Source organism: Haloechinothrix salitolerans (assembly GCF_042662605.1).
GTDB classification, from domain to species: domain Bacteria; phylum Actinomycetota; class Actinomycetes; order Mycobacteriales; family Pseudonocardiaceae; genus Haloechinothrix_A; species Haloechinothrix_A salitolerans.
Window position 1 is genome coordinate 2,242,770 of the sequence record NZ_JBHSXX010000001.1, and the last position, 19,940, is coordinate 2,262,709.

Below are 19,940 nucleotides of genomic sequence, written 5' to 3' on the forward strand. Positions count from 1 at the left end.
CATCGCGTGCAGTGCACGTTCCTCCTCCCAACGAAGTGGCTCTTGCGAACGGAGCTTGTAGGGAGAGTCGGCTACGATCGTGGCGCGTTACGGTGTCGCGCTCAAGCCGTGAATCGGGCCTTGAACCTCGTTTCCGCGCGAGCGTGGGCCGTCAACCGTTCCAGCCGCGCCAAAAGGGTGTGAGGTTGTCCCCAGTAGTGGCGAGTGCGTCTTTCAGGGCGTAGGGCCGTACGTCAGCCTGGGCGAGCTGGTCGAACGGCAGCCAGTGGAACTCCAGGTGGTCTTCCCTGCTTATCGCGTCGGTGTCGGTGATAGTGACTTCGAAGATGAGGTTGATCTCGTGGCGAGCGGTGCCGTCTTCGATGTATCCGTTCTCCACTGCGCCGACGAAATGTTCGATCGTGGCGTTCACACCGAGTTCTTCATCCAGCTCGCGGACCAAGCCGGCTTCCACTCGTTCGCCGGGCTCGACATGGCCTCCCGGCAGGAAGGACCACGGGCTATCGCGTTGGCGGACTAGAGCGTGTCTCCCGATTCATCGGGCGAGCATGACGGTGGCGGCGAGGAGTACGCCGCCGAAGTAGGTCCGCGCGTACTTGTCGTAGCGGGTCGCGATTCCGCGCCACTGCTTGAACCGGCCGAAACCGCGCTCGACGGTGTTGCGCTGCTTGTAGAGCTCGGGGTCGAAACCCGGTGGCCGACCACCGGCGGACCCCTTGTCCTTACGGCGTTTGGCCTGGTCGGAGCGCTCGGGGATGGTGTGCCGGAGGCGTCGCCGCCGCAGTTCGCGGCGAGTCGACGGGTGTGAGTAGGCCTTGTCCGCCAGCAGGCGATCCGGCCGGTGCCCGGTCGCGGCCAGGGCCTCGAGCAACGGCGCCAGGCGCGGATTGTCCCCGGCTTGCCCGGCGGACAGCAGCATGGCCACCGGGCGGACACCGGAGGTGACCAGGGCGTGGACCTTGGTGGTCAATCCGCCGCGCGAACGACCGATCGCGTGGTCGTCCGGCTCGGAAATCTTGTCATTCGACCTGGCCCCCTGTGTGGTCCGCGGAGGGCGCGCCGGCGGCATGCTGGTGCGCCCGCACGACGGTGGAGTCCACCGACAGCAACCAGTCCAGCTTGCCCGTATCGGCGTGGTCGGACAGCACATGCTCGAAGATCCGCTCGTACGTGCCGTCGCTTGACCAGCGGCGATGCCGCTTCCACAAGGTCTGCCAGGGGCCGAACTCAGCGGGCACATCACGCCACGGCGATCCGGTGCGAAAGCGCCACGCGATCGCTTCCAGCACCTGACGGTGATCACGCCAGCGCGCACCACGCCGCCCAACATCAGACGGCAACACCGGCTCGATCGACTCCCACAACTCGTCCGTGATCACACCAGTTCTGATCATTCACCGATCATCAGCGAACCACCGGCCGATATTCGGGAGACACGCCCTAAGAGGAGTTGGCCGTCGCGGCGGATGACGGCACGGGCGATGATCTCAGTGATGGCAGCGCTCATGTGTGCCTTTCGTGTCGCGGGCCGCGTCGATGGCGCGAATCGTAGTCGCGGTCGCGCGGGCGAGTGGCCGCATCACGATGTCCGAGGAGGAGATCATCGACCACCTGGAGCGGATCTTCCGGCGAATCAGCCCACGGGCGGCGGCAGCGCAGTAGCATCGCAGGATGCCGCGTACGGATACCGGATCACGGGTGATTGCCGCGCCGCTCGAGCAGGTGTATGACGCGCTCATTGATCGCGCGGCATTGACGGAGTGGCTGCCGCCGGAGGGGATGACCGGGAGGTTCGAGCGGTTCGATCCGCGACCGGGCGGCTCTTACCGGCTGGTCCTGACCTATCGCGACGCTACCGGGGCAGCGGGGAAATCGACCGCTGACTCCGACGTCGTCGAGGCTCGCTATGTCGACATCGTTCCTGGGGAGCGGGTCGTCCAGGCGATTGACTTCGTCTCCGATGACGACTCGTTCGCTGGGACGATGACCATGACGTGGGAAGTCACGGCTGTCGATGGCGGGACGCGTGTGGACATCACCGCTGAGGACGTGCCGGATGGCATCTCCGCCGAGGATCACGCGGCGGGGCTGGCGTCGTCGCTTGCCAATCTCGCGGCTTACCTTGAATGGTAGGCCTGTCAGCATACGGGCGGACGCGCTCCTGTGTGGTGATGCGAACAGACTCGTGGATCCCATCGGCTGGCGGGGTCCATGCCGGACCCCATGCCATGAATACGTGACGTGTTCCACCTTGCGCGCCGAGGGATGGTCGGGGCGGGCACATCGGTGTTGTCACGAATCTCGGTTGAGCGTTACGCGAGTGCGGCTCTTACCGACGTCGTGTGAGTAGCCCGTCCAGGTAAGCCACTCTCGAGAAGGTGCACCATGTCTATCCCGAACCAACCACCGTCGTACGGCCTGCCGCAGGATGTTGTCGCGGAGCAGGCGAAGCGGAAGCCGAGACGCTCTCCTTGGATCGTGGGGCTTGTCGTCGCATTCTTCGTCGGTGCAGGCATCGGCGTGAGCGCCGCGAACTCGGTACTGCCAGCCGAGGACAACCCAGTCGTGCAGGCTCGCCTCGCCGAACTGGCGCAACGCGAGGAGACGATTGACGAACAGGCCGAGGAACAGAAGGAAGCCCTCGCGCTCAAGGCCAGTGAACTGGACGAGCGGGAGGCCGAACTCAAGAGACGAAATGCATCGCTCGACAAGCGTGAGATGGCGCTCGACAAGCGCAGTGAACGCATGAGTTCCCGTGAAACGAAACTTGACGAGCGCGCGAAGAGGCTCAACGCCGAAGAGAAGCGAATCGCCGACAATACGATCCCGGGCGACGGTGTCTACGTCGTCGGCGAAGACGTCAAGGCAGGGACGTACAAGACCTCCGGTCCTGCGGGAGGCTCCATTGACATGTGCTACTACGCGTTCAGGCGTGGCACGGGGTCTGACGCCGCGCTCATCGACAACAACATTGTCCGAGGCCAGGCCACCGTCACCCTGCAGCCGGGGCAGGTATTCGAAACGCAGTCGTGCTCCGAGTGGAAGCGGCAGTAGCGTCGCCAGCCGTCGACGGTCGGTGTCCAGACACCTTCCAGTGCTGTCGGCGTGTCGACTCGCATCTGTGTCGGTGGTCTTCGTACAGTTGTTCTATAGGCTGGTAGGGCGACTCCAGTAGTCGCAGCTCTCTGGCGCGGGAGAACAGGTGTTGTCGCGGCGACGCGCTGCGTTGGCCATGCCACCGTCGCGGGCGCCCAGATCGTTGATGCGATGTTGCTTATCCATGTTCGCCCAGCTAGGAGCAGGTACCATGAGAACTATGGCTGAAGAGGCGCCGTACGACGTTGAGGAGCTGCGCACGCGGTTCCCGTGGGTCGGGCTCGGTCCCGACGGAGAGACCGAGCTCTCTTCGACGTACCGGGAAATCATGGCGCAGACCCGGGTCAGCCGGGAGATCGTTGATGCCATCGACGAGATCCGCCGCGCCGAATGACTGGGCTGATCCTCGATTCCGGACCGCTGATCGCTACCTACGCTCCCGACGACCGCCACCACGTGCGCTGTGCGAAATTGCTCAGTGACTGGCGCGGTCCGGTTTTCTTGCCCGAAGCGGTGCTTATCGAGACTTGTGGGTTCATACGGAACGTCGTAAGGAATGGACCGGCATACGAGGCCCGTTTGTTGCGAATGATCGTCGCTGAGTCGACAGGGCTGAAGATTGTCGAGCCTACCCATGGCGATCGCCGACGCGCGGCTGACTTGGTGGAGAGGTTGGTGTCCGCGCCGTTTGGATACGTCGATGCGATGGTGCTGGCGACCGCGGAGCGACTGGGGATTACGAATATCGCCACGGTTGACTACAAGTTCGTGGGGATCGCTGCTTCTGTCAGTTATGTGAAGCCGTTGACGTTCGTCCTATCGGAGATCGGCGAGGAGGAAAGCTGCCTGGACTGACAGGGGCATAAGGGATATCCAAATAGCCGGACTACCCCGGGTCAGCGGTTTCCACGGGCGGGTACACCGCGCGGAAGCTTTATGCAATGCCCGGTTGTCGACACTATAGGTGTCGCGGTCAAGCTCACGAGAAACCTACAGGTACGGTGAAAGTATCGTCGAATTACGTGTCACTGAGCAGTTCCGATGGCTCGCCAACCCAAGAGATGTAGAGGCGCTCTCGGGCGCGTGACCCGGCAACATACAGCAGACTCTGCTCCCGTGCCCAAGCCGCATCGCGTTCGTCGCCCTCAAGCTGGCGAATGGGCCATGGGGGCAGTTCTTTGCTGCCCGCACCCACGACGGCGACCGCGCGATACTCCAGTCCCTTTGCGCGGTGCATGGTCATGATCCGGACTTCGTCGCCGAGAGAGTTCTCGTCCGTGCTCGCATCGACTTTGGCGACGGGCACGTCACCGCCCACAAGATAGTCATAAATGTCGTCAACCTGCTTTCTGCCGCGCGCGACGACCGCCATGTCCGACCACGGTATTCCGGCTTCCGCCCAGGCGCGGAGTTTCACAATGAGCGCAGATTTCTCTTCCCGCGCGGAGTTGAAACCCTGCGACTCCGGCTCTGGCCCGCCAAATTCGGACCTCGCACCGAGCAGCGTGTCCTCGTCTCCCTCGAGGTCGTCCACCGGTTGGCCGTAGGCGACCTGCATCGACCAGCGCAGGATCTCCCGCGATGTCCGGTAGTTCACGGTGAGGCGGCGTGACCTGCCCCGTGTTTCAATCCCGAACCGGGAAAGAACAAGCGGCCTGCCGTAAATCCGTTGATGGGCGTCGCCGACGATGAACAGGTCGTCGTTACCTACTGGGATCAACGCGCGCAGTAGTCGCCAGTGAGCTGCGTTTAGATCTTGTGCTTCGTCGACGATGGCGTGGCGGTACCGGGGAAGTACTGCCTTGCGCGATCCACTGTGGGCAACGTCGACGTCCTCTGATCCGAGCTGGTGCGCGATGGCCGCTGCGCGTGACGCTGCCTGAGTGAACGTCATGACCTCTTGCGCGTTGAGCATCTGCGTGAAGCGTTCGAAGATCTTCCACAGGTCAGCGCGCTGTGGTCGGCTGACACGTCGTCCGCGGCCGCTGCGCGAGGCACGCAGGTAGTCGGCTTGCTCCTCAATGCCTTGCGCCAGCACGACGTGAATCCACTCCGCGCGGAGAAATTCGGTGTCCCACTGTTCCGCGGCTCCGGATCGCGCGGCTTCCAGTGCTTCGGTGACTTCCCTGTCCGTGTCGCCGCGAAGTTTTGGCCGAACGCTGGCATCGTTGCCTGCCATGACGACTCGCTGGGCGAGTGAGTCGATGTTGCGTACCTCGACTCGATTGAGAATTTCCGGTCCGGCGAGTTCTTTGAGTTGAGACTCGATGTTCTGTGCCAGGTTCTTGGTAAATGTCGTGAACAGAACCTTGGCGTCGGTGCCTTCCCGCTCGAGTCGGTCGGCGAGGTGTCGGGCGCGATGAATAGCCGTGACTGTCTTACCTGTGCCCGCCCCACCGGTCACACGGAAGGGGCCGCGCCATCCGTCGTGATAGGCGAGTCTGCGCTGCAGCGGATGCAGCCACAGCCGCCAGGCGGTGAAGTCGCCCTCGAATACGGCGCGCAGCTCCTCGGGACTGCCGTCGGTGAACGTCAACCGAGATTGTGGCCGCTGGAGCGCCTGCATGATGTCACTGGTGTCGACCTCGCGCGCTTCCTCGGCAACCAGGTCTGCCCAGACATCTTCAGGAGCGCGACCGGATGCCAGATCGAGAATCGCGTTGCCCTGGATCCCTGGCAGCTCCGCGGCCACGGCTAACAGGTGGTCTTCGTCAGTGATCGCGACCAACTCGTCGGCGACGTCGTCGGCAATACCGAAGGGTTGGAGGTCTTTGGCTCGGATGCCATCGAGAACCGGCTGGGCCTCGGTGACGCGCTGGTACCGACCGGACCCAGCAACTGCTTCGTTGAGCGCGGCCTCGTTGACGACTTCGAGTGCGCCGGTTACCTCGTTGACACCGAAGTGCAGTTTTCCCGCGAATGTGTACGCGTCGTCGTGTGGTTTGACCGCGACGAGGATGTAGCCGTGTGACTCCGGGAGTTCGATCAACACCGCGCGCCAGAAGTCGTTCACGCGTGCCGTCTTGATTCGTCGATCGGAGACGCCCTCGGGAGTTTTCAGATCCAGCCCCGGCATGTCGGGACGTTCCTGGAGCTTGATGACGAAGTCCAGCACTCGGTTCTTCATCGAGCCGTCGAGACCCGACGATTCCCGATTGAACAGCTCCGACATCACAACGCGTGCTGTCACTGGCTACACTCCTCGAAGGTCGCGACGATTTCCTGCACCAATGCCTCCTCGTCTTCGTTGGAGCGGCCGAGTATTCGCCAACCGTGGCGACTCAACCAGTCGTCTCGCTCGGCATCGGTGTCCACGACCACAGCTATCCGTTCGGTGGGCCAGCAGTACTCAACCTGCCAGAGTTCGGAATCGCCCACTTCGCCGCCTGCTTCCGGCTCCGGGATGCCGAGTTCGGCGAGCCTTCTCCCAACGGGCGCAAGGCTCTCATCGGTGTACTCGATGACAATCGACCATCCGGAGTGGCTGATGTCCACCTGCACCTCTTCCCGCACGGCGGGCAAGGCCAGTGGCACGACGCGACCGCGGAAGTCCGGAAGCGACTGCCGGGTCCAGCATTCGGCCATGCGCATCACCATGGTCCTGCCATGGTGCGGTAGTCGGAGGAACTGCAGCAGGTTCGACCACCGCAGCCAGTCTCGCCACTGCTTCTCGTGGTGGCTGCCGCCGACTTCGCTCGGCCGATCGTCGAGCACGGCGAGCGCGCCGACTGAATTGGTGGCGTCGCCCTCAGCGCTGCCGACGACCGCGATCGGGAGACCGGATAATCCCGCACATGGAGCGAGCACGACCTTGCCGCCGCTCGTGTCGAGATGGCTGCCGGAAGCCCACGCATGCAGAGCCTCGGGCAACTGACCTGGCTTACATGGCAGCGGTTTGGCGGTGAAGTGCGCCGGGGCACGCATCAGGCTGAGACAGCTGTGAACGGCGGTAGACTCCCACAACGAGTTCTCCGGCTCGGCCAGATACGCCATGAGTGCTTGCATCGGGTTGCCCCACAGCAACGAGGATCGCTTGTCGGCCGTCGCCGCGAGCGCGGCGTTGCGTGCGGTCTTGTCGAGCAGCTCATCCAGGTTGCTCTGGTAGCCATCGAGAATCCGGGCGAAGTCGTCGATGTCGTCCCAGGTCAAGGACCAGACTCGATAACCATCGTCGCGGAGGGCGGTCCGCTTCCGTGCGTCATCGGCGGTCCGGTCGTTCTCCGCTGACGCGTGATACATCCTGCCGTCCAGATAAACGGCGACTGGCGCGTCTTGTGCGTCCTGCCGGGTGAGGAGGAAGTCCGGTTCCGTGGTGACATTGCCCGCTTTGACCCGCGCCAGCGGCCGCAGCGTCCAGCGGCGTGGCGATCCATCCGGCGCGATCAGCCGGATGTCCAGCTCCCTGCCCTTCGGGCCAAGGGAGCTTGTCGACGACTGGTCTGGATTGCGCGTCACAGCACGTTCGAGCTGCTCGCGAAACCGGAGCTCGAGTTCGGACAGCTGGACCGAGGAAATGTCAATCCCCGTCACGGTGGGGATGTCCTGGACATACCAGCCGTCGAGCAGATCAGCGATCATGTCGAGGGCGATTCGCCGGTTAACGTGCTCGACTTCGCCTCGTCCGGCGACGCCAAGCAAGCAGCGGTGACACGCTACCCGTTCTTCCAACTGGCACGGGCATTCGACCAGTACGTCGTGCGCTTGCTGCAGGATTCGTCGCATCCGTTCCGGATCACCGAAGCGATCGAGATAGCCAGTGCCGCCAGGCACGGTGTCATGCACGATGAGGAACTGGCGGGGTCGCCGGTGTTCGTCGGGCATCCGAGCGGTAACGACGTCGAGGTGCTGGGGATCGCCACCAAAGTCGTGCCGCAGGCCCAGCAGCAGTGCTGCTTTGAGTGAGGTCAGCCGGGACTCGACGTGGAACGTCGACACCGGAAGCAGGAGGCGTACCGCTTGAGTCGTGATCTGGTGGGAGAGCACCAGGTCATCCCACTCGGCGGCCGTTCCGCGTCGGGTCGAGCACCAACCGCGGTGGCGAACCTTGTCCTCTGGAGTTTGTTGTCGAACCACCCCGCAGTAGCTGCAGGTCGTAAACCGGCTCGCGGACGTCTTCGTTCCCGCGATCGAGGCATCGGGCCCCGGGCGATCGGAGCGGCCGACGTTGATGGTGCGAATCGTCGCTTGCCGAACATACTCGGCGCCGAACGCCTTGTCGGACAGCTGCCAGGCGTGCTGGATGTGCTGGGGTTCGACGTCGATTCCGGTGATCGTGGTGAACTGAGTACGCGTGCGTTCCTCAGTCTCGTCCTCGATCAGGGCTTCGTCGCGCCGGTGAACCGCAGAGACCCGGCGCAGTTCCAGCACCTTGTGCACGGCACCGGCATCCGTAACCGCAGCGCCGCCGCAGCGAGGGCATGCGGCTGGTGCCGGGTCGATTTTCTCGGTTCCCCAGCCGCAATCAGGGCACAACCGGGTGTATCGCCAGTGCGGCTGTCCGACCGGACCGATCTCAAGCGCGTCGATCTCAACCCGGTAGCCGCGCGCGTAGAACACCGCGCCCGGGGCGAACTCGGTGAGCGCGGCCCTGCTGCCACGCCCGTAGCTGTGCTCGCTGACCTGCAAACCCTTGTCGCCCTCGTCGTCGGTGGTCCACCACAACGAGACATCGAGTTCGGTGTAGTCGTCGCGCAGGTTGTAGTTCGGCAACAGCGACAGCTCACCAAGGCCGGTGAGCGCATTGCGGCTCCAGCTCTCGTGCAAGAGCGCGGTCAGCGCCTTCGACTCACCGGTCCATCGCCGGAGGTCTTCCTTCTGGCCGTCGTCGAGATGCCCTTGCTTGTTGAGGTCGTCAATGGACGCCGCCAGCTCGCCCAGGCGGCGCTGCAGCTCTTCCCGATGGTCGGCCCACTCAGTGACGGCGTGCCCGAGCGTGTCTCGGATGCCTTTCGCGGCGAAATTCCGGACGGCCTCCTGCGCGGGTTTGTCGAGGGTTGGTCCGTACAGATCGAGGAACTGCTCGACGAGTTCATCGGAGCGTGCCGTAATGGTCGTGACGAACTGCCGCAGCCAGCCGTCCTCCTCGAGCCCATGTTCGAAGAGCGGGCCGAGCAAGCGTGGCATGTCGCGTTCCAGCGAGATCTCACCCGTGGCCACGCGATCCAGGCAGTACGCGAAGTATTGCCGGCAGAGCAGCTCGGTGGCCGCCAGATAGGCGCCGGGCGGTGTGACCTCGCCATTGATCAGATGTTTCGGCTCGGAGAGATAGTACAGATCGCGAGGGCTGCTTGGCACCGTGGCGAGCACCAGCGCATTACCGGTTGACCGGCCTGCCCGGCCCACCCGCTGCAGGTAACTCGCGGGGTTTTGGGGAAGCGACGCCAGCCCAACCGTGGACAGATCACCGATGTCGATACCCAGCTCGAGCGTCGGGGTGCACGTCAGTACGTTCGGGGCGATGGGCGAATGCCCCTTCGCGAAGCTGCGCTCGACCTGCTGCCGAGTGGCGTCATCGAGCAACGCGGTGTGTTCATGCGTGACAAGGTGCCGTAGCCGCCCAGCTCGGTAGAGCGTGCGATAGAAGTTGTCCTTGCGAATCTCACGTGGTTGCAGCCTGCCCGAGCACCGGATCCGTGGGCAGGGCGCATCCTGCCACAACGACGCACGTTCCGGCGCCGTCGGCTGGATGTGGTGGCAGCGCGGACACCGAAGCTGTGCCGAGTCGACGTCGGCATCGTCCAGCGGACGTAGCCGTACGTACGCGGGGTCGAGCCCGAACACCGACGCATCGGATCTGGAGGTGCGCCGCACCAGTGGAGGCGCGTCGCCTTCGGTGAGCATCCGCACTACCGGCTCAACAAGCGCCTTCGCTTCCTGCGAGGTGACCTGCAAGCACCGTTCGGTCCAGTCGGTCAGCCACGAGTCGCTGCGGGGCCGCACGCTGTCAAAATCGCTTTTGGTTCCGGTGGTGAAAAAGATCGGTGCGGGTCGCCCCTTGGGGAACTTCTGCATGCCTCGGGGGCTGCCACCCCAGATTGGATAGCGATTGCCATCGCGCGCGATATAGGACGTCAGCCACTCGTGATCGATTCCGCCTCGACGACGGAGGCGGTCAAGCAGGCCGAGAATCCAGCGCTGGTATGCCAGCTCGTCCGGGAGTGTGAGGCCTCGCTCTGGCAGGTTCTCATGCGTCGCCCGCGCGAGCTCGGCATAGCTGTCCAGGTCAAGGTCGTAGTCAACGCCGAGGGACCCGGTGAGTTCGAGGGTGCGACCTAGTCGCGAGCGCAGCCCGACTTCGAGCTGTGTCTGGAACGCCAGGCGTGTTCCGAGCAGGGACCGGAGCTTGCCTCGCGGGTCCTTGTCGAGCCATTCGCCGCTGAGACCGAGCCGCTGTGCGAAGTCGGGTGGTGCGACGGCGTAGAGATCGTCCGTGTCGCTGGCCGCGAGCTCGTGGGTGACCTCTCGCAGACTGCGCCCCGTACCGACGGCCCGCAGGATTGCGGACCGCAGGTTGAACTGGAACGCCCTGCCCTCGATGAACGCTGCCCGATGCGCGGCGTCCTGCACCGAGTCGGTGAACACGAGGGTCTTTTTCTCGTTCTCCGCAACCAGGTCGGAGCCGAAGAGTTGGGTGAGCGCGACGCTGACCAAGGTGGCGACCGAGGATCCGAGGAACCGGATGGAGTCATCGCTGTCGCAGGAAGGGCAACGCTGGGCCGCCGCCGCGTCCGCGTCGGGCGTCACAAGAACCGGGAGGCCGGGCTCGCCCTCTCGGCAGAAGACGAGGGTGTGTGGATCGATGCGACGCGCGTCGGGTTCGTCGGGGTTGGCGAGCAGCAAGGTCCTGACCTTGTTGCGGTCGCTGATGGTGCCACCCCAGATCTTCTCCGGCTTGCCCTCGAGATCCTCGCCGAGTTCGGTCGCCAGCGCCTGCCATCCGGATCGTCCGCACACGCGGCAGAACGCAGCGGGGAGGTAGCGAACGTCCTCCTCGGAAGGTCCGTCGTGCCACCAGGCGAACTGCGGCTCCGGGCCGACCGCGCGGAGCATCCTGGTCAGCTCGCGAATCCACAGCTGCACCTCGATGTTCAGCAGCGGGCGAGTGCGGTCCGGTCCTGCATCGACTCTGGCTGCCGAAAGCAAGGCCAGAAAGCGCAGGAGGGCTTGCTCGACGCTGCCCGGGTCGTGCTGTTTCGCCACACCCCACTGCAGAACGCCGGAGTTCGTGACGGCGTCAACGGCCTCGGGAAGCGCCAGCGGCTCGTCCGCGAGTGCCTGCACCACGGCACGGGTCAGATAGCTCCTGGTGAGTCGTCGGCCGAGGCCAAGGCGATCGGGAATCGCGCCGCCGAGGAACGCGTGAGCGAGTGCCTGCCAGGAATCAGGGCTGGCCGCGTCCGGCATCGGATAGGCGTTGACCGATGCGGGGTCGGGGGTGGTGAGCTCAAAGTCGACATCGGGCACGACGTCTGCGGCATCGAGGCGATCCTCGGTGATGACCGAGTCCGCCGGGAACGGCATGTCGAACACCGTCTCGGCGAAGGTGCGCAGCTCAGCCGCACGAGTAGCACCCCCGAGGGTGGCCGAGGTGGCGACGGGAGTGATGCGTCCGAGGGGACGGCCTGGCTCGGCGACCTTGAGGGTGGCGCCGAGTCTGCGCAGCAGCATCGCGACGTCGGTGCCCTGCGCGCCGTCGTAGGTGTGGAACTCGTCGAGAATGAGGTAGCGCAAGCTGGTGGTCGACTGACTCCACAGCGATGCGTCGGCGGGCCGGAGCAGCAGCAGGTCCAGCATCTTGTAGTTGGTCAGCAGAATGTCCGGTGGCTCGTCCCGCAGGGCACCTCGCGAATCCACCAGGTGTTCGCGCGTGGCCTGAGTGTGTTTGCCTTCGCCGCCGATGTACACACCCGCGGTCACTCCGTGCAGCTTCGGGTCGTCGTGGAGCAGTTCCGCGAGCCGCCGTGCCTGGTCGGTCACCAGGGCGTTCATCGGGTAAAGGACAACAGCTTTGATGCCCGTTTCGCCGCGAGCTTTGGCCCGGACGACGTGGTCAAGCATGGGGTAGAGGAAGGCTTCCGTCTTGCCTGAGCCGGTTTCCGTGGTGACGATCGTCGGCTCGGCTGGACCGTCGCGCGTGCCGAGCCGTTCGAATGCTCGCGCCTGATGTTGGTATGGCCGGAAACCCTGCGGTAGCCAGTCCAGTGGCGACCGCCAGCCCCGTTTCACCGGATGGAACGGCGTACGAACGCGTAGATAGGGGCCACGAAAGATGCCGGTGTCACGGTCAAGCAGGAAGTCTTCCAGCGCGGCGCGCGCGTCGTCATCGGCCAGGGCGAACGTGGTCGACAGGTACTCCGTGACCGCGCGCTTCGTCTCCTCCGCCAGCAGTGACGGATACATCAAACACTTCCTCCCGCGGTCGCTTCCCGGCCCACTTCGATGATCGCGCATCCACTACGGGGTGTTATGGCCCGTTACCGATTCGTGCTACGAACTCGTGCACCCATGTGGAGCACTGCGGGTGGGTGGATGCCCGTGCCTTGTTGCGGCCGAGAGCGGTACGTGCTGCCATGATGCGATCATGGAACCGCAGCGGGCGGTCGAACGTCACAGGGGCGTGATGTCGGATTCAGACCTGGAGCAGCCTACGGCTGGTACTCCGGTGCGCGAGTTCCCTCCTTTCGTGTATTTGCCGTGTTCGGAGCACGTCTCGAATCCGGAGGATGCCGTTCTCGAGCTCCGCCAGACCCGAGACGGGCGTACGGCGCTATTGGTGTATTCGGCGCTCGACCGGCTCAAGACTTGCTGCGGCGACCAGCAACCGTGGATGATCATGCCGACTGAGTTGCTCAACAAGCTCTACCAGACACAGCCGTTCGACTTGCTGCTTCTTGATGTCATCGTCCCAGAAGAATTCCGGAGCGGCGGCGGTTCGCATGACAGGTCATAAGGCCGACCCGGGCGTGCTCGACGGCATAACCGACCGGCTCCGGAACGCCAGCACCGACTTGGACAGCGTGGGGAAGACCCTGCCCGAAAGCCCAGATGCTGGAGATGCCACCGCTGCGATAGCCGCGATCCTGGCACAACTCAGCGACAATGCTGGGCAGTTGGTGATTGGGCTCGAGGCAGTGGCAACGATGGTTTCGGATGCCAAGGATCGATACGTGGCCGACGACGAAGCGGCCCGTGCCACGTTCGAACGTGTGCAGCCGCTCGGTAGCCAAGGTGTGATGCGGTGATGCCAATTGACACCGAAATCAAAGGAAGCCCGGAAAGTATTAGCTCCGTCGCTTCCTGGGTGCGCGACTCGTTGGCTTCCGCTATCGCAGACGCGGTAACCCACGTCTACGGAGCGCGCAGCGACTCCGAATCTGGCTGGGAGGGGGAAGCAGGTACGGCGTTTCGGGCAAAGCTGTCCAGCGCCGGTCGCAAAGGCGACGAGTTTGGCGATGCCGCGAAAGACATGGCCCAGAAGTTAGACGACATCGCCGCTGACCTGCGCAGTGCCCAACAAACGATGGCGGGTATCCGGTCTGATGCCGCAGCTGCTGGTCTTACGGTTACTGGTCACATCATCCAGGATCCTGGACCGGCTCCGCCGACCGCCGGGCCTGCGCCGACGGGTGCTGCTGCGACGCCAGCGGCCCTCGCCGCGCATGATCAGGCAGTGGCTGCGGGAGAGTCGTACGCCAGGAAGGTCAAGGCCTATGAGAAGGCGGTGGTCGAGGCCGAAAACGTGCGAACGGAATGGACAGACGCCGTCGAGCAATTGAATCAGCAGTCAAACTCTGTAGCGGCGCAGGCCTGGTTTTCGGTGACGGATATCGCCAGCGCTACAGCCGCCGCAAGCGTGGCACATGCTCAGAGTTCAATCCTGCTCAATCAGTCGAAAGTACTGCTCAACGAAGCCAGCCAGGCGATGCGGCATGTCAGCGTGATGCACGATGGTTATACCGGCGTCGTCACCGATCGGAAGGGGATGTACCAGAACCTCGACCGAGCCAAGTCAGCCACGCGAGCCGCCGCGACAGCCGCTGATGACGCGATGAACGCCAGCAGGTTCGGTGAACGATTTGCACTAAAGGCCGGTGGAGCCTTCGCCGCCGCTGGCGTAGCTTACGAGATTTCTCAAGGCAAGGACCCGGTCCAGGCTACTGTGTCCGGTGCCGCGGCGTTCGGAACTTCCGTAGCGGCTGGTGCTGCAGTAGGTAGCGCCATCCCGGTTCCGGTTGCTGGCACGGTGGCCGGTGCGATCGTCGGCGCAGGGGTCGGCGTGTTTACTTCCGGTATGGTCGATTCCCTGTTCGAGAATGGGATTGATGACATCGGTGGTGCCATCTCGGACGGCGCCGAGGCAGTGGCGGACGTAGGTCAGGCGATCGGTGGAGCCGCCGTCGATGCGGGGTCCGCCGTTGTGGGAGGCGTGAAGGATGCCTGGGATGCCGTATTCTGACGCCGATCTGTGGCCCGACTCCTGGCGGCGCGAGGCCGAACCCCGCTTCCGCCTGAGCTTGGCCGTTATCGCGGTTCTTCTTGTGGTCGCTCCGTTGGGAGTCGCCGCGTTGCTGTATTCCGAGCAAAACGACGGAGGGGCGCGGTACGCAGTAGCCGTCGCGGTTCTCGGTGCACTTATTCTGTGGATCGGAGTCGAGTCTCGGCTGCGACTCCGCCGTAACGGCACCGAGCCCATTACAGAGGCCGATATCAACGGTCACCGGGGGCTGAAGATCCCGTACTCACGGCGTATCCACATCCTTATCACGGTGCTCATGTCGGCGTTCGCGCTGATCTTCGTGATGGCGGCCGTGGACTCCGCTGACGATGGTTCCTACTTCTGGGGCGCTCTCGCGGTCCTCTTCGGTTCCTTCCCCATCCTGCTGCTACGTGGGAAGTACGCACTGGGATACGTACTGGTCACTTCCGAAGGCGTCCTGCATCGCGGCTGGACGTTCCGGTCGTTTTTGCCGTGGTCTGGGATCGACATGATTCACCCGATGCAGACTGACGGACCCGACATTTTGATCACCGCCCGCGACGAAACCCCATGGGAACCGGTGCAACTCACGCGCTTGTGGCGTGCTGATAAGCCCGTGGAGATCCCTAGCGACGACGGGCGTGGTCGCAAACCCGCGATTCACATCCCGGGTAAGTACCTGGCCGCGGATCCCGCCATCGTGCTCGCTGTGTTGGTTTACTACGGCAAGCACCCGGAGGCTCGCACGGAACTCGCAAGTGGCGCAGCATTACGGCGAGTGCAGTCGGCGGCGTTCAGCGGCTAGACGGCAACGACACGTCAGCAAGCAGGCTTGCATGTGGGCGCACTCTACGGCAATAATCGAACCTATGTTCTACAGGGTTGCTGAGTGTTCCGTGGGTGCAGCACGCCGCGCATGCGGATACGCTGCCCAGGTGGAGACTACGGCACTCGAGGAACAGTCGGCCCTGATCGCGCTGCTGACGGTTCGGCCGGGAAAGCTCACGTGGTCGGCCATCACGTCCCAGGTGATCGAGTCTGGTAGTGCCGTTGATGTCTGGCAGCGACATGTTCCCCAGACACTGCCAGGCATAGAGCCAGCAGGCGACCCTCTCGAGGAGGCGCGCACGCAGATTCTTGGCTGGCAGAGTGGCGAGTTCAGCCTGGTGACGGTTCTAGATCAGGATTACCCGGCGCGACTTCGAGACATCCACCAGGTTCCTCCCATCTTGTTCGCCCGAGGCACCTGGGTTGAAAACGATAGGGCAGTCTCCATTGTCGGTTCGCGCACAGCGACAGGGCCTGGCTTGGCATTCGCCTCCCGTGCAGCGCGAAGCCTGGTGTCGGCCGGGTTCACGGTGGCCTCTGGCCTGGCAGCGGGAATTGATACAGCCGCCCATGCGGCAGCGCTTGATGCGACCGGCCGCACCGTCGCGGTCATCGGCACTGGAATCAGGAAGACTTACCCCGAACAGAACCGAGAGCTCCAGGCCACTATCGCAAACCGTGGCCTGCTGCTGTCACAGTTCTGGCCGGATGCCCCGCCACAAAAACAGAACTTCCTGATGCGTAATGCGACCATGTCGGGCTATGGGCTCGCCACAGTCGTCGTCGAAGCAGGCGAAACCAGCGGCGCACGCGCACAGGCCCGCATCGCGGTTGAGCACGGACGGCCTGTCATTTTGACCCAAATGGTGGTGGATAGGAACGAGTGGCCACAGTCTCTGCTCGGGCGCCCAGGTGTCCACGTGGCAGACCGCGTCGAGGACGTTGTCGACATCGTGGAGAGTATTGCCCGTGAGGACGCTGCACTGCCCACGCTTGCGGCATCCGCGACGTCCGGATGACCGGAGCTCTGTCGCCGCAGGATCTGGCCGCCGCGCTAAGCGCCCATGCGGGTGGCTACCTGCGGAACCCAGTCCGTGAGCGGCGCGTGACATGCCAAGTCTGTGCGACGCCTGTCGACGGCTTTGATATCTGTTACCCGTGTCGCGAACACCGGCTGCAGGCGGGCCGTTTCCTGGCCGACGCGGTCGGCTTCTGCACCTACGCGATCGACGGTCGCCAGTCGGGTCACCTGATGTATGGCTACAAGTCGCGCCTGTCAGGTCCGACTCATCGCTCCATCGTCTCGCTGCTGGTTGGTCTTGCTCTCACCCAGCACACGAGCTGTGTAGCCAAGCTGCGAACGTGCCCAGTCACGCATTGGACGACGGTACCGTCGCTCAATGGCCGCCCTGGCGAACACCCGCTACATCAGAGTGCGGCCGTGTTCCCGCAAGGAACGGAAGTTCCGGTAGAGGCGGCAACGACGCAGAACCCGCGCGGTCTTTCGGCTACACACTTCCGGATTGGCCAACAGCTTCCTCCCTCTTCCCATGTTCTAGTCGTCGACGACACCTGGGTGTCCGGTGGCCACATGCAGTCGCTCGTGCTCGCACTTCGAGAGGCCGGGGCAGCGCAGGTGTCGGCGTTGGCGATCGCCCGGTGGCTAAAGCCCGATCGTGATCCGACGCGTGAGTTCGTACGGACTCGGCTGACCCCTGACTTCCAGCCCCTCGCCTGTCCCTGGACATCTCACGCGTGTCCCTAACGACACGGTCCAGGCTACCGCCAATTCTCCGGATCAGGCCCAGGCCAGATCTCAACCAACTGTTGCGCCAGCCACGCACCATGCTCGTCGATGGCGGACTCGTCCCAGCTCTCACGTTGCGCGAGCCGGGTGTTCAGCAGCAGAACGCTGTGCTGGTTGAGAGCGGTACGTTTGCGTTCCCACGGGGCATTGGACATGGTCGAGTTCAATGGCTGCGCCACAATCGTGAGGTTGCCCAGACGGTCGATCCTCGACGTGCGCTCCTCTGTGGCCCGTAGTACGGCCTCTGGGCCGTCACCCTCGGGCAGCGCGAGCGGCCAGGACTGCTCCCAGCCCTGGGGGAGCACGTGCTCGATGGACAACGAACCACCGATCGGCACGTTTTCGGTCCTGCCGTCGCTGCGTAAACGCGCCTCGACGGCTTCCAGCGCCATCACGAGGCGTGGTCGCCAGACCCAGTTGTAAGCCGGGCGTGTGCAGAGAGCCTCCGTGAACTCCTCGTCAGTCGGCCAGCGGCTAACGGCTCCCTCGCCACCGGCAAGCGCGCTGAAGAGCGCGTCATCGGCATGCTTCAGGTCGGCCTTGATGGCGGCCACAAGCCGGGGCACGAGTCGGTTGTAGTTCTTGGCGGTCAGCCGCATCAGGCCGCGCCGCGCCAGCCACGACTCAAGCATGCGCAGCGAGCGCCTGCGGCGCTCGGCGGTGACCTCGGGTGATCGAAACAGCAGTAGCACGATCGGCAGCGTGGTGCTCGCGTCGAGAGGTTCAAACCGGGCGAAGAACTCACCCTCTGGGGAATGCGGGTCGATTGTGTCGAAGGACCGCATCACTGCCGCGTCGGTGCACAATTCCCGGATAAGGCTCTCGGCGTCGCTCTGCTGCTGTAGCACGCCTTGCCGGAATGTGGCGAACAGTTCCGTGGCGGGAACGACCCGTTCGAGCCGCATGGTCAGCCAGTGCATCAGGAACAGCTCACCGACGGGACGGTTGAGACGTCCTTGCCTGCGTTGCTGTCGCCAGTACTCGTCATCGAGCTGCGGACGCCAGACCTGCTCGTACAGCATGTCGGTGTCACGACCTTGAACCGAGGCCTGTCGGAAGAGGGCATTCTTGACCAGGTCAAGGGACAGTAGTGGCGTGCCGCGCGCATTCAAGGTCTCGAAGATGACCTGCGCATTGTCATCACGCTCCAGCGTGATGGATACGACCTTGAGGAGCGCGCACAGCGTGATTCGTAGACGCTCACTGCGCGCGGCCACTGCGTCCGTGTTTGCCGGTGCATCGTCCGTCGGATCGGCATCGCCAGCGAGATACTCCGCGATTCGGGTGGTGAAGTAGTCGAAGGCTTCGTCGATTAGGTTGCCCGGATCGTTGGTGTGACCGTCCGGAGGTCCGTCGGGTGCCATTACGGCGGCGAACGAGACACGATTCGCGTTGGTGGGCCAGACTTTGTACCGTTCAGTGCCCTTCGTCTTTCGGGGATTGTTGACGACGAGTTCGCGGAGTAGTTCCGCGTCATTCTCCACACCCGCCGCTTCGATCGCCCTGGCAGCGGCCGCGATGAGCAATTGTAGGGTGGTGAGCCGTTGTTGCCCGTCAATGACCGTGTACCGTGGCACCTCACTTGGCGCGGTCTTCTCCTGGTCCAGGACGATCGCACCGAGAAAGTGCGACCACAGCTCGCCGTTGTCGGCGTTCTCTTGGTGGTCCAGCAGCGCCGTCAAATCCTCCCACAGCGGCTCCCACTGCTCCTTCTCGTTCCACACGTACGGCCGCTGGTACAGCGGAACCAGGTATCGAACATCCAGCCCGAAGAGCTGTTCAACGGTGTGCGTGTCTGCTTTCATTACTCGGCCTCCAGTCGGCGCATGAAGTCCTCGTAGGCGGCGCGCATTTCGGCCTCCCGGTCGACCGGTGTAATCGGTGGTTCGTAGCGGTCGAGGAGGTCGCCGCAGTCCTCCTCATTGAGGTATGCCTGCAGGAGCTTGAAGTCCTCGGGCTGCTGCTTGACACCGTGGGCGTGGTGGTCCTTGGCGATCTTTCGACCGAGATTGTCGAAGTACATGTTGTACTCGTATTTCCGCAGCACGGCGAACTGCCCGCGATACATCAGGCATAGCTGGTCCGCAGTGAGGCCGAGCATGATCGCGGCGAGAGCGTCGATCTCGACTAGGGCTGCGCGGCGTTCGAACTCTGAACGCAGGGGGGTTTCCCACGTCCACTCGCGTTTGGTGACACCGAGCTGCGGCCAGTCCTGGAAGGGCGCGGTCCACGTGTCAGTGGCGAAACCGGGCTCGTACAGCTCCTCCCACAGCGTCGCGTAGTCGCGGGTGAGGCAGTTGAGACGGAGCGTTCGGAGAAGAAGATATGACCCTACAGGGTGGTCGATCGGTGCAGGGAACCGATCGACCATGTTCGGTGTCACATCAGCTTTTCCGCTGACCTTTATGAGAAAATCAAATGGTAGTGATGACCATACTCCTGCAGTGGAGGCGGTGGAATGCTTGTCGTTAACGAAAAGGGAAAATACTGTATACGTGTGAGCTGGCCCTGGTGGGATTATTGTGGAAATTAATGATCGCTCCGAACTTGCTTGTGTCATACGACGCCAAGCCAGGCGATAATAATCAGTGTAGAGTCGACTGTCCCAATGTGTGAGGCCAGCGACGTAGCGTTCCCGGTCGCAAGCGCGCTGATAGTTTGTACGAGGAATGGTTCGAGATGGAAGCTCCTCAAGATGCCAGTTAGAGTAGTCCTTATTGCTCTTGCAATTTT

Annotated in this window: 15 protein-coding genes and 1 pseudogene; 10 read left to right on the forward strand and 6 right to left on the reverse strand. The window is 63.5% G+C overall.

Features of this window, described 5'->3' with window-relative positions:
- Window positions 1-151 precede the first annotated feature (151 nt).
- Window positions 152-535 (reverse strand): NUDIX domain-containing protein, encoded by a 384-nt coding sequence (locus ACFQGD_RS10590; RefSeq protein ID WP_345400050.1) that lies wholly within the window; start codon window positions 533-535, stop codon window positions 152-154.
- Window positions 536-1,394: pseudogene (locus ACFQGD_RS10595) on the reverse strand (IS5 family transposase). It abuts the gene before it with no gap.
- A gap of 142 nt (window positions 1,395-1,536) precedes the next feature.
- On the opposite strand from ACFQGD_RS10595, the gene ACFQGD_RS10600 reads away from it, so the two are divergent.
- The 5 genes from ACFQGD_RS10600 to ACFQGD_RS10620 all read left to right on the forward strand — a co-directional run bounded on the left by ACFQGD_RS10600 (window position 1,537) and on the right by ACFQGD_RS10620 (window position 3,951).
- Window positions 1,537-1,662 (forward strand): hypothetical protein, encoded by a 126-nt coding sequence (locus ACFQGD_RS10600; RefSeq protein WP_345399235.1) that lies wholly within the window; start codon window positions 1,537-1,539, stop codon window positions 1,660-1,662.
- A 9-nt stretch (window positions 1,663-1,671) separates the two neighbouring features.
- Window positions 1,672-2,133, forward strand: a complete 462-nt coding sequence (locus ACFQGD_RS10605; protein ID WP_345399238.1) for an SRPBCC family protein — start codon at window positions 1,672-1,674, stop codon at window positions 2,131-2,133.
- Window positions 2,134-2,478: 345 nt separating this feature from the next.
- Complete coding sequence (locus tag ACFQGD_RS10610; protein ID WP_345399241.1) at window positions 2,479-3,054, forward strand: hypothetical protein; 576 nt, start codon at window positions 2,479-2,481, stop codon at window positions 3,052-3,054.
- A 262-nt stretch (window positions 3,055-3,316) separates the two neighbouring features.
- Window positions 3,317-3,490, forward strand: coding sequence for a hypothetical protein (locus ACFQGD_RS10615; RefSeq protein WP_345399244.1), 174 nt, complete (start codon window positions 3,317-3,319; stop codon window positions 3,488-3,490).
- Entirely contained in the window at window positions 3,487-3,951 is a 465-nt protein-coding gene (locus tag ACFQGD_RS10620) for a type II toxin-antitoxin system VapC family toxin (RefSeq protein ID WP_345399247.1), read from the forward strand. The genes ACFQGD_RS10615 and ACFQGD_RS10620 overlap by 4 nt, the downstream gene beginning before the upstream one ends.
- 163 nt (window positions 3,952-4,114) lie before the next feature.
- Here the strand turns inward: ACFQGD_RS10620 and ACFQGD_RS10625 are convergent, their stop codons facing one another.
- The gene (locus ACFQGD_RS10625; protein WP_345399250.1) at window positions 4,115-6,286 is read right to left on the reverse strand and encodes a UvrD-helicase domain-containing protein; all 2,172 of its coding nucleotides are present in this window, start codon (window positions 6,284-6,286) and stop codon (window positions 4,115-4,117) included.
- Window positions 6,283-12,495, reverse strand: a complete 6,213-nt coding sequence (locus ACFQGD_RS10630; RefSeq protein WP_345399253.1) for a DEAD/DEAH box helicase — start codon at window positions 12,493-12,495, stop codon at window positions 6,283-6,285. The genes ACFQGD_RS10625 and ACFQGD_RS10630 overlap by 4 nt, the downstream gene beginning before the upstream one ends.
- Window positions 12,496-12,676: 181 nt before the next feature.
- On the opposite strand from ACFQGD_RS10630, the gene ACFQGD_RS10635 reads away from it, so the two are divergent.
- The 5 genes from ACFQGD_RS10635 to ACFQGD_RS10655 all read left to right on the forward strand — a co-directional run bounded on the left by ACFQGD_RS10635 (window position 12,677) and on the right by ACFQGD_RS10655 (window position 16,419).
- Window positions 12,677-13,045 (forward strand): SAV_915 family protein, encoded by a 369-nt coding sequence (locus ACFQGD_RS10635; protein ID WP_345399256.1) that lies wholly within the window; start codon window positions 12,677-12,679, stop codon window positions 13,043-13,045.
- 67 nt (window positions 13,046-13,112) lie between these two features.
- Entirely contained in the window at window positions 13,113-13,337 is a 225-nt protein-coding gene (locus ACFQGD_RS10640; RefSeq protein WP_345399259.1) for a hypothetical protein, read from the forward strand.
- Window positions 13,337-14,551: a WXG100 family type VII secretion target gene (locus ACFQGD_RS10645; protein WP_345399262.1), complete on the forward strand. Its 1,215-nt coding sequence runs from the start codon at window positions 13,337-13,339 to the stop codon at window positions 14,549-14,551. The genes ACFQGD_RS10640 and ACFQGD_RS10645 overlap by 1 nt, the downstream gene beginning before the upstream one ends.
- Complete coding sequence (locus ACFQGD_RS10650) at window positions 14,538-15,377, forward strand: hypothetical protein (protein ID WP_345399265.1); 840 nt, start codon at window positions 14,538-14,540, stop codon at window positions 15,375-15,377. Before ACFQGD_RS10645 ends, ACFQGD_RS10650 begins: the two co-directional genes overlap by 14 nt.
- A 130-nt stretch (window positions 15,378-15,507) precedes the next feature.
- Window positions 15,508-16,419, forward strand: coding sequence for a DNA-processing protein DprA (locus tag ACFQGD_RS10655; RefSeq protein ID WP_345399268.1), 912 nt, complete (start codon window positions 15,508-15,510; stop codon window positions 16,417-16,419).
- Window positions 16,420-17,179: 760 nt separating this feature from the next.
- Here the strand turns inward: ACFQGD_RS10655 and ACFQGD_RS10660 are convergent.
- Window positions 17,180-19,012 (reverse strand): DUF262 domain-containing protein, encoded by a 1,833-nt coding sequence (locus tag ACFQGD_RS10660; protein WP_345399271.1) that lies wholly within the window; start codon window positions 19,010-19,012, stop codon window positions 17,180-17,182.
- Complete coding sequence (locus ACFQGD_RS10665; RefSeq protein WP_390221038.1) at window positions 19,012-19,578, reverse strand: hypothetical protein; 567 nt, start codon at window positions 19,576-19,578, stop codon at window positions 19,012-19,014. The genes ACFQGD_RS10660 and ACFQGD_RS10665 overlap by 1 nt, the downstream gene beginning before the upstream one ends.
- Window positions 19,579-19,940: the final 362 nt, after the last annotated feature.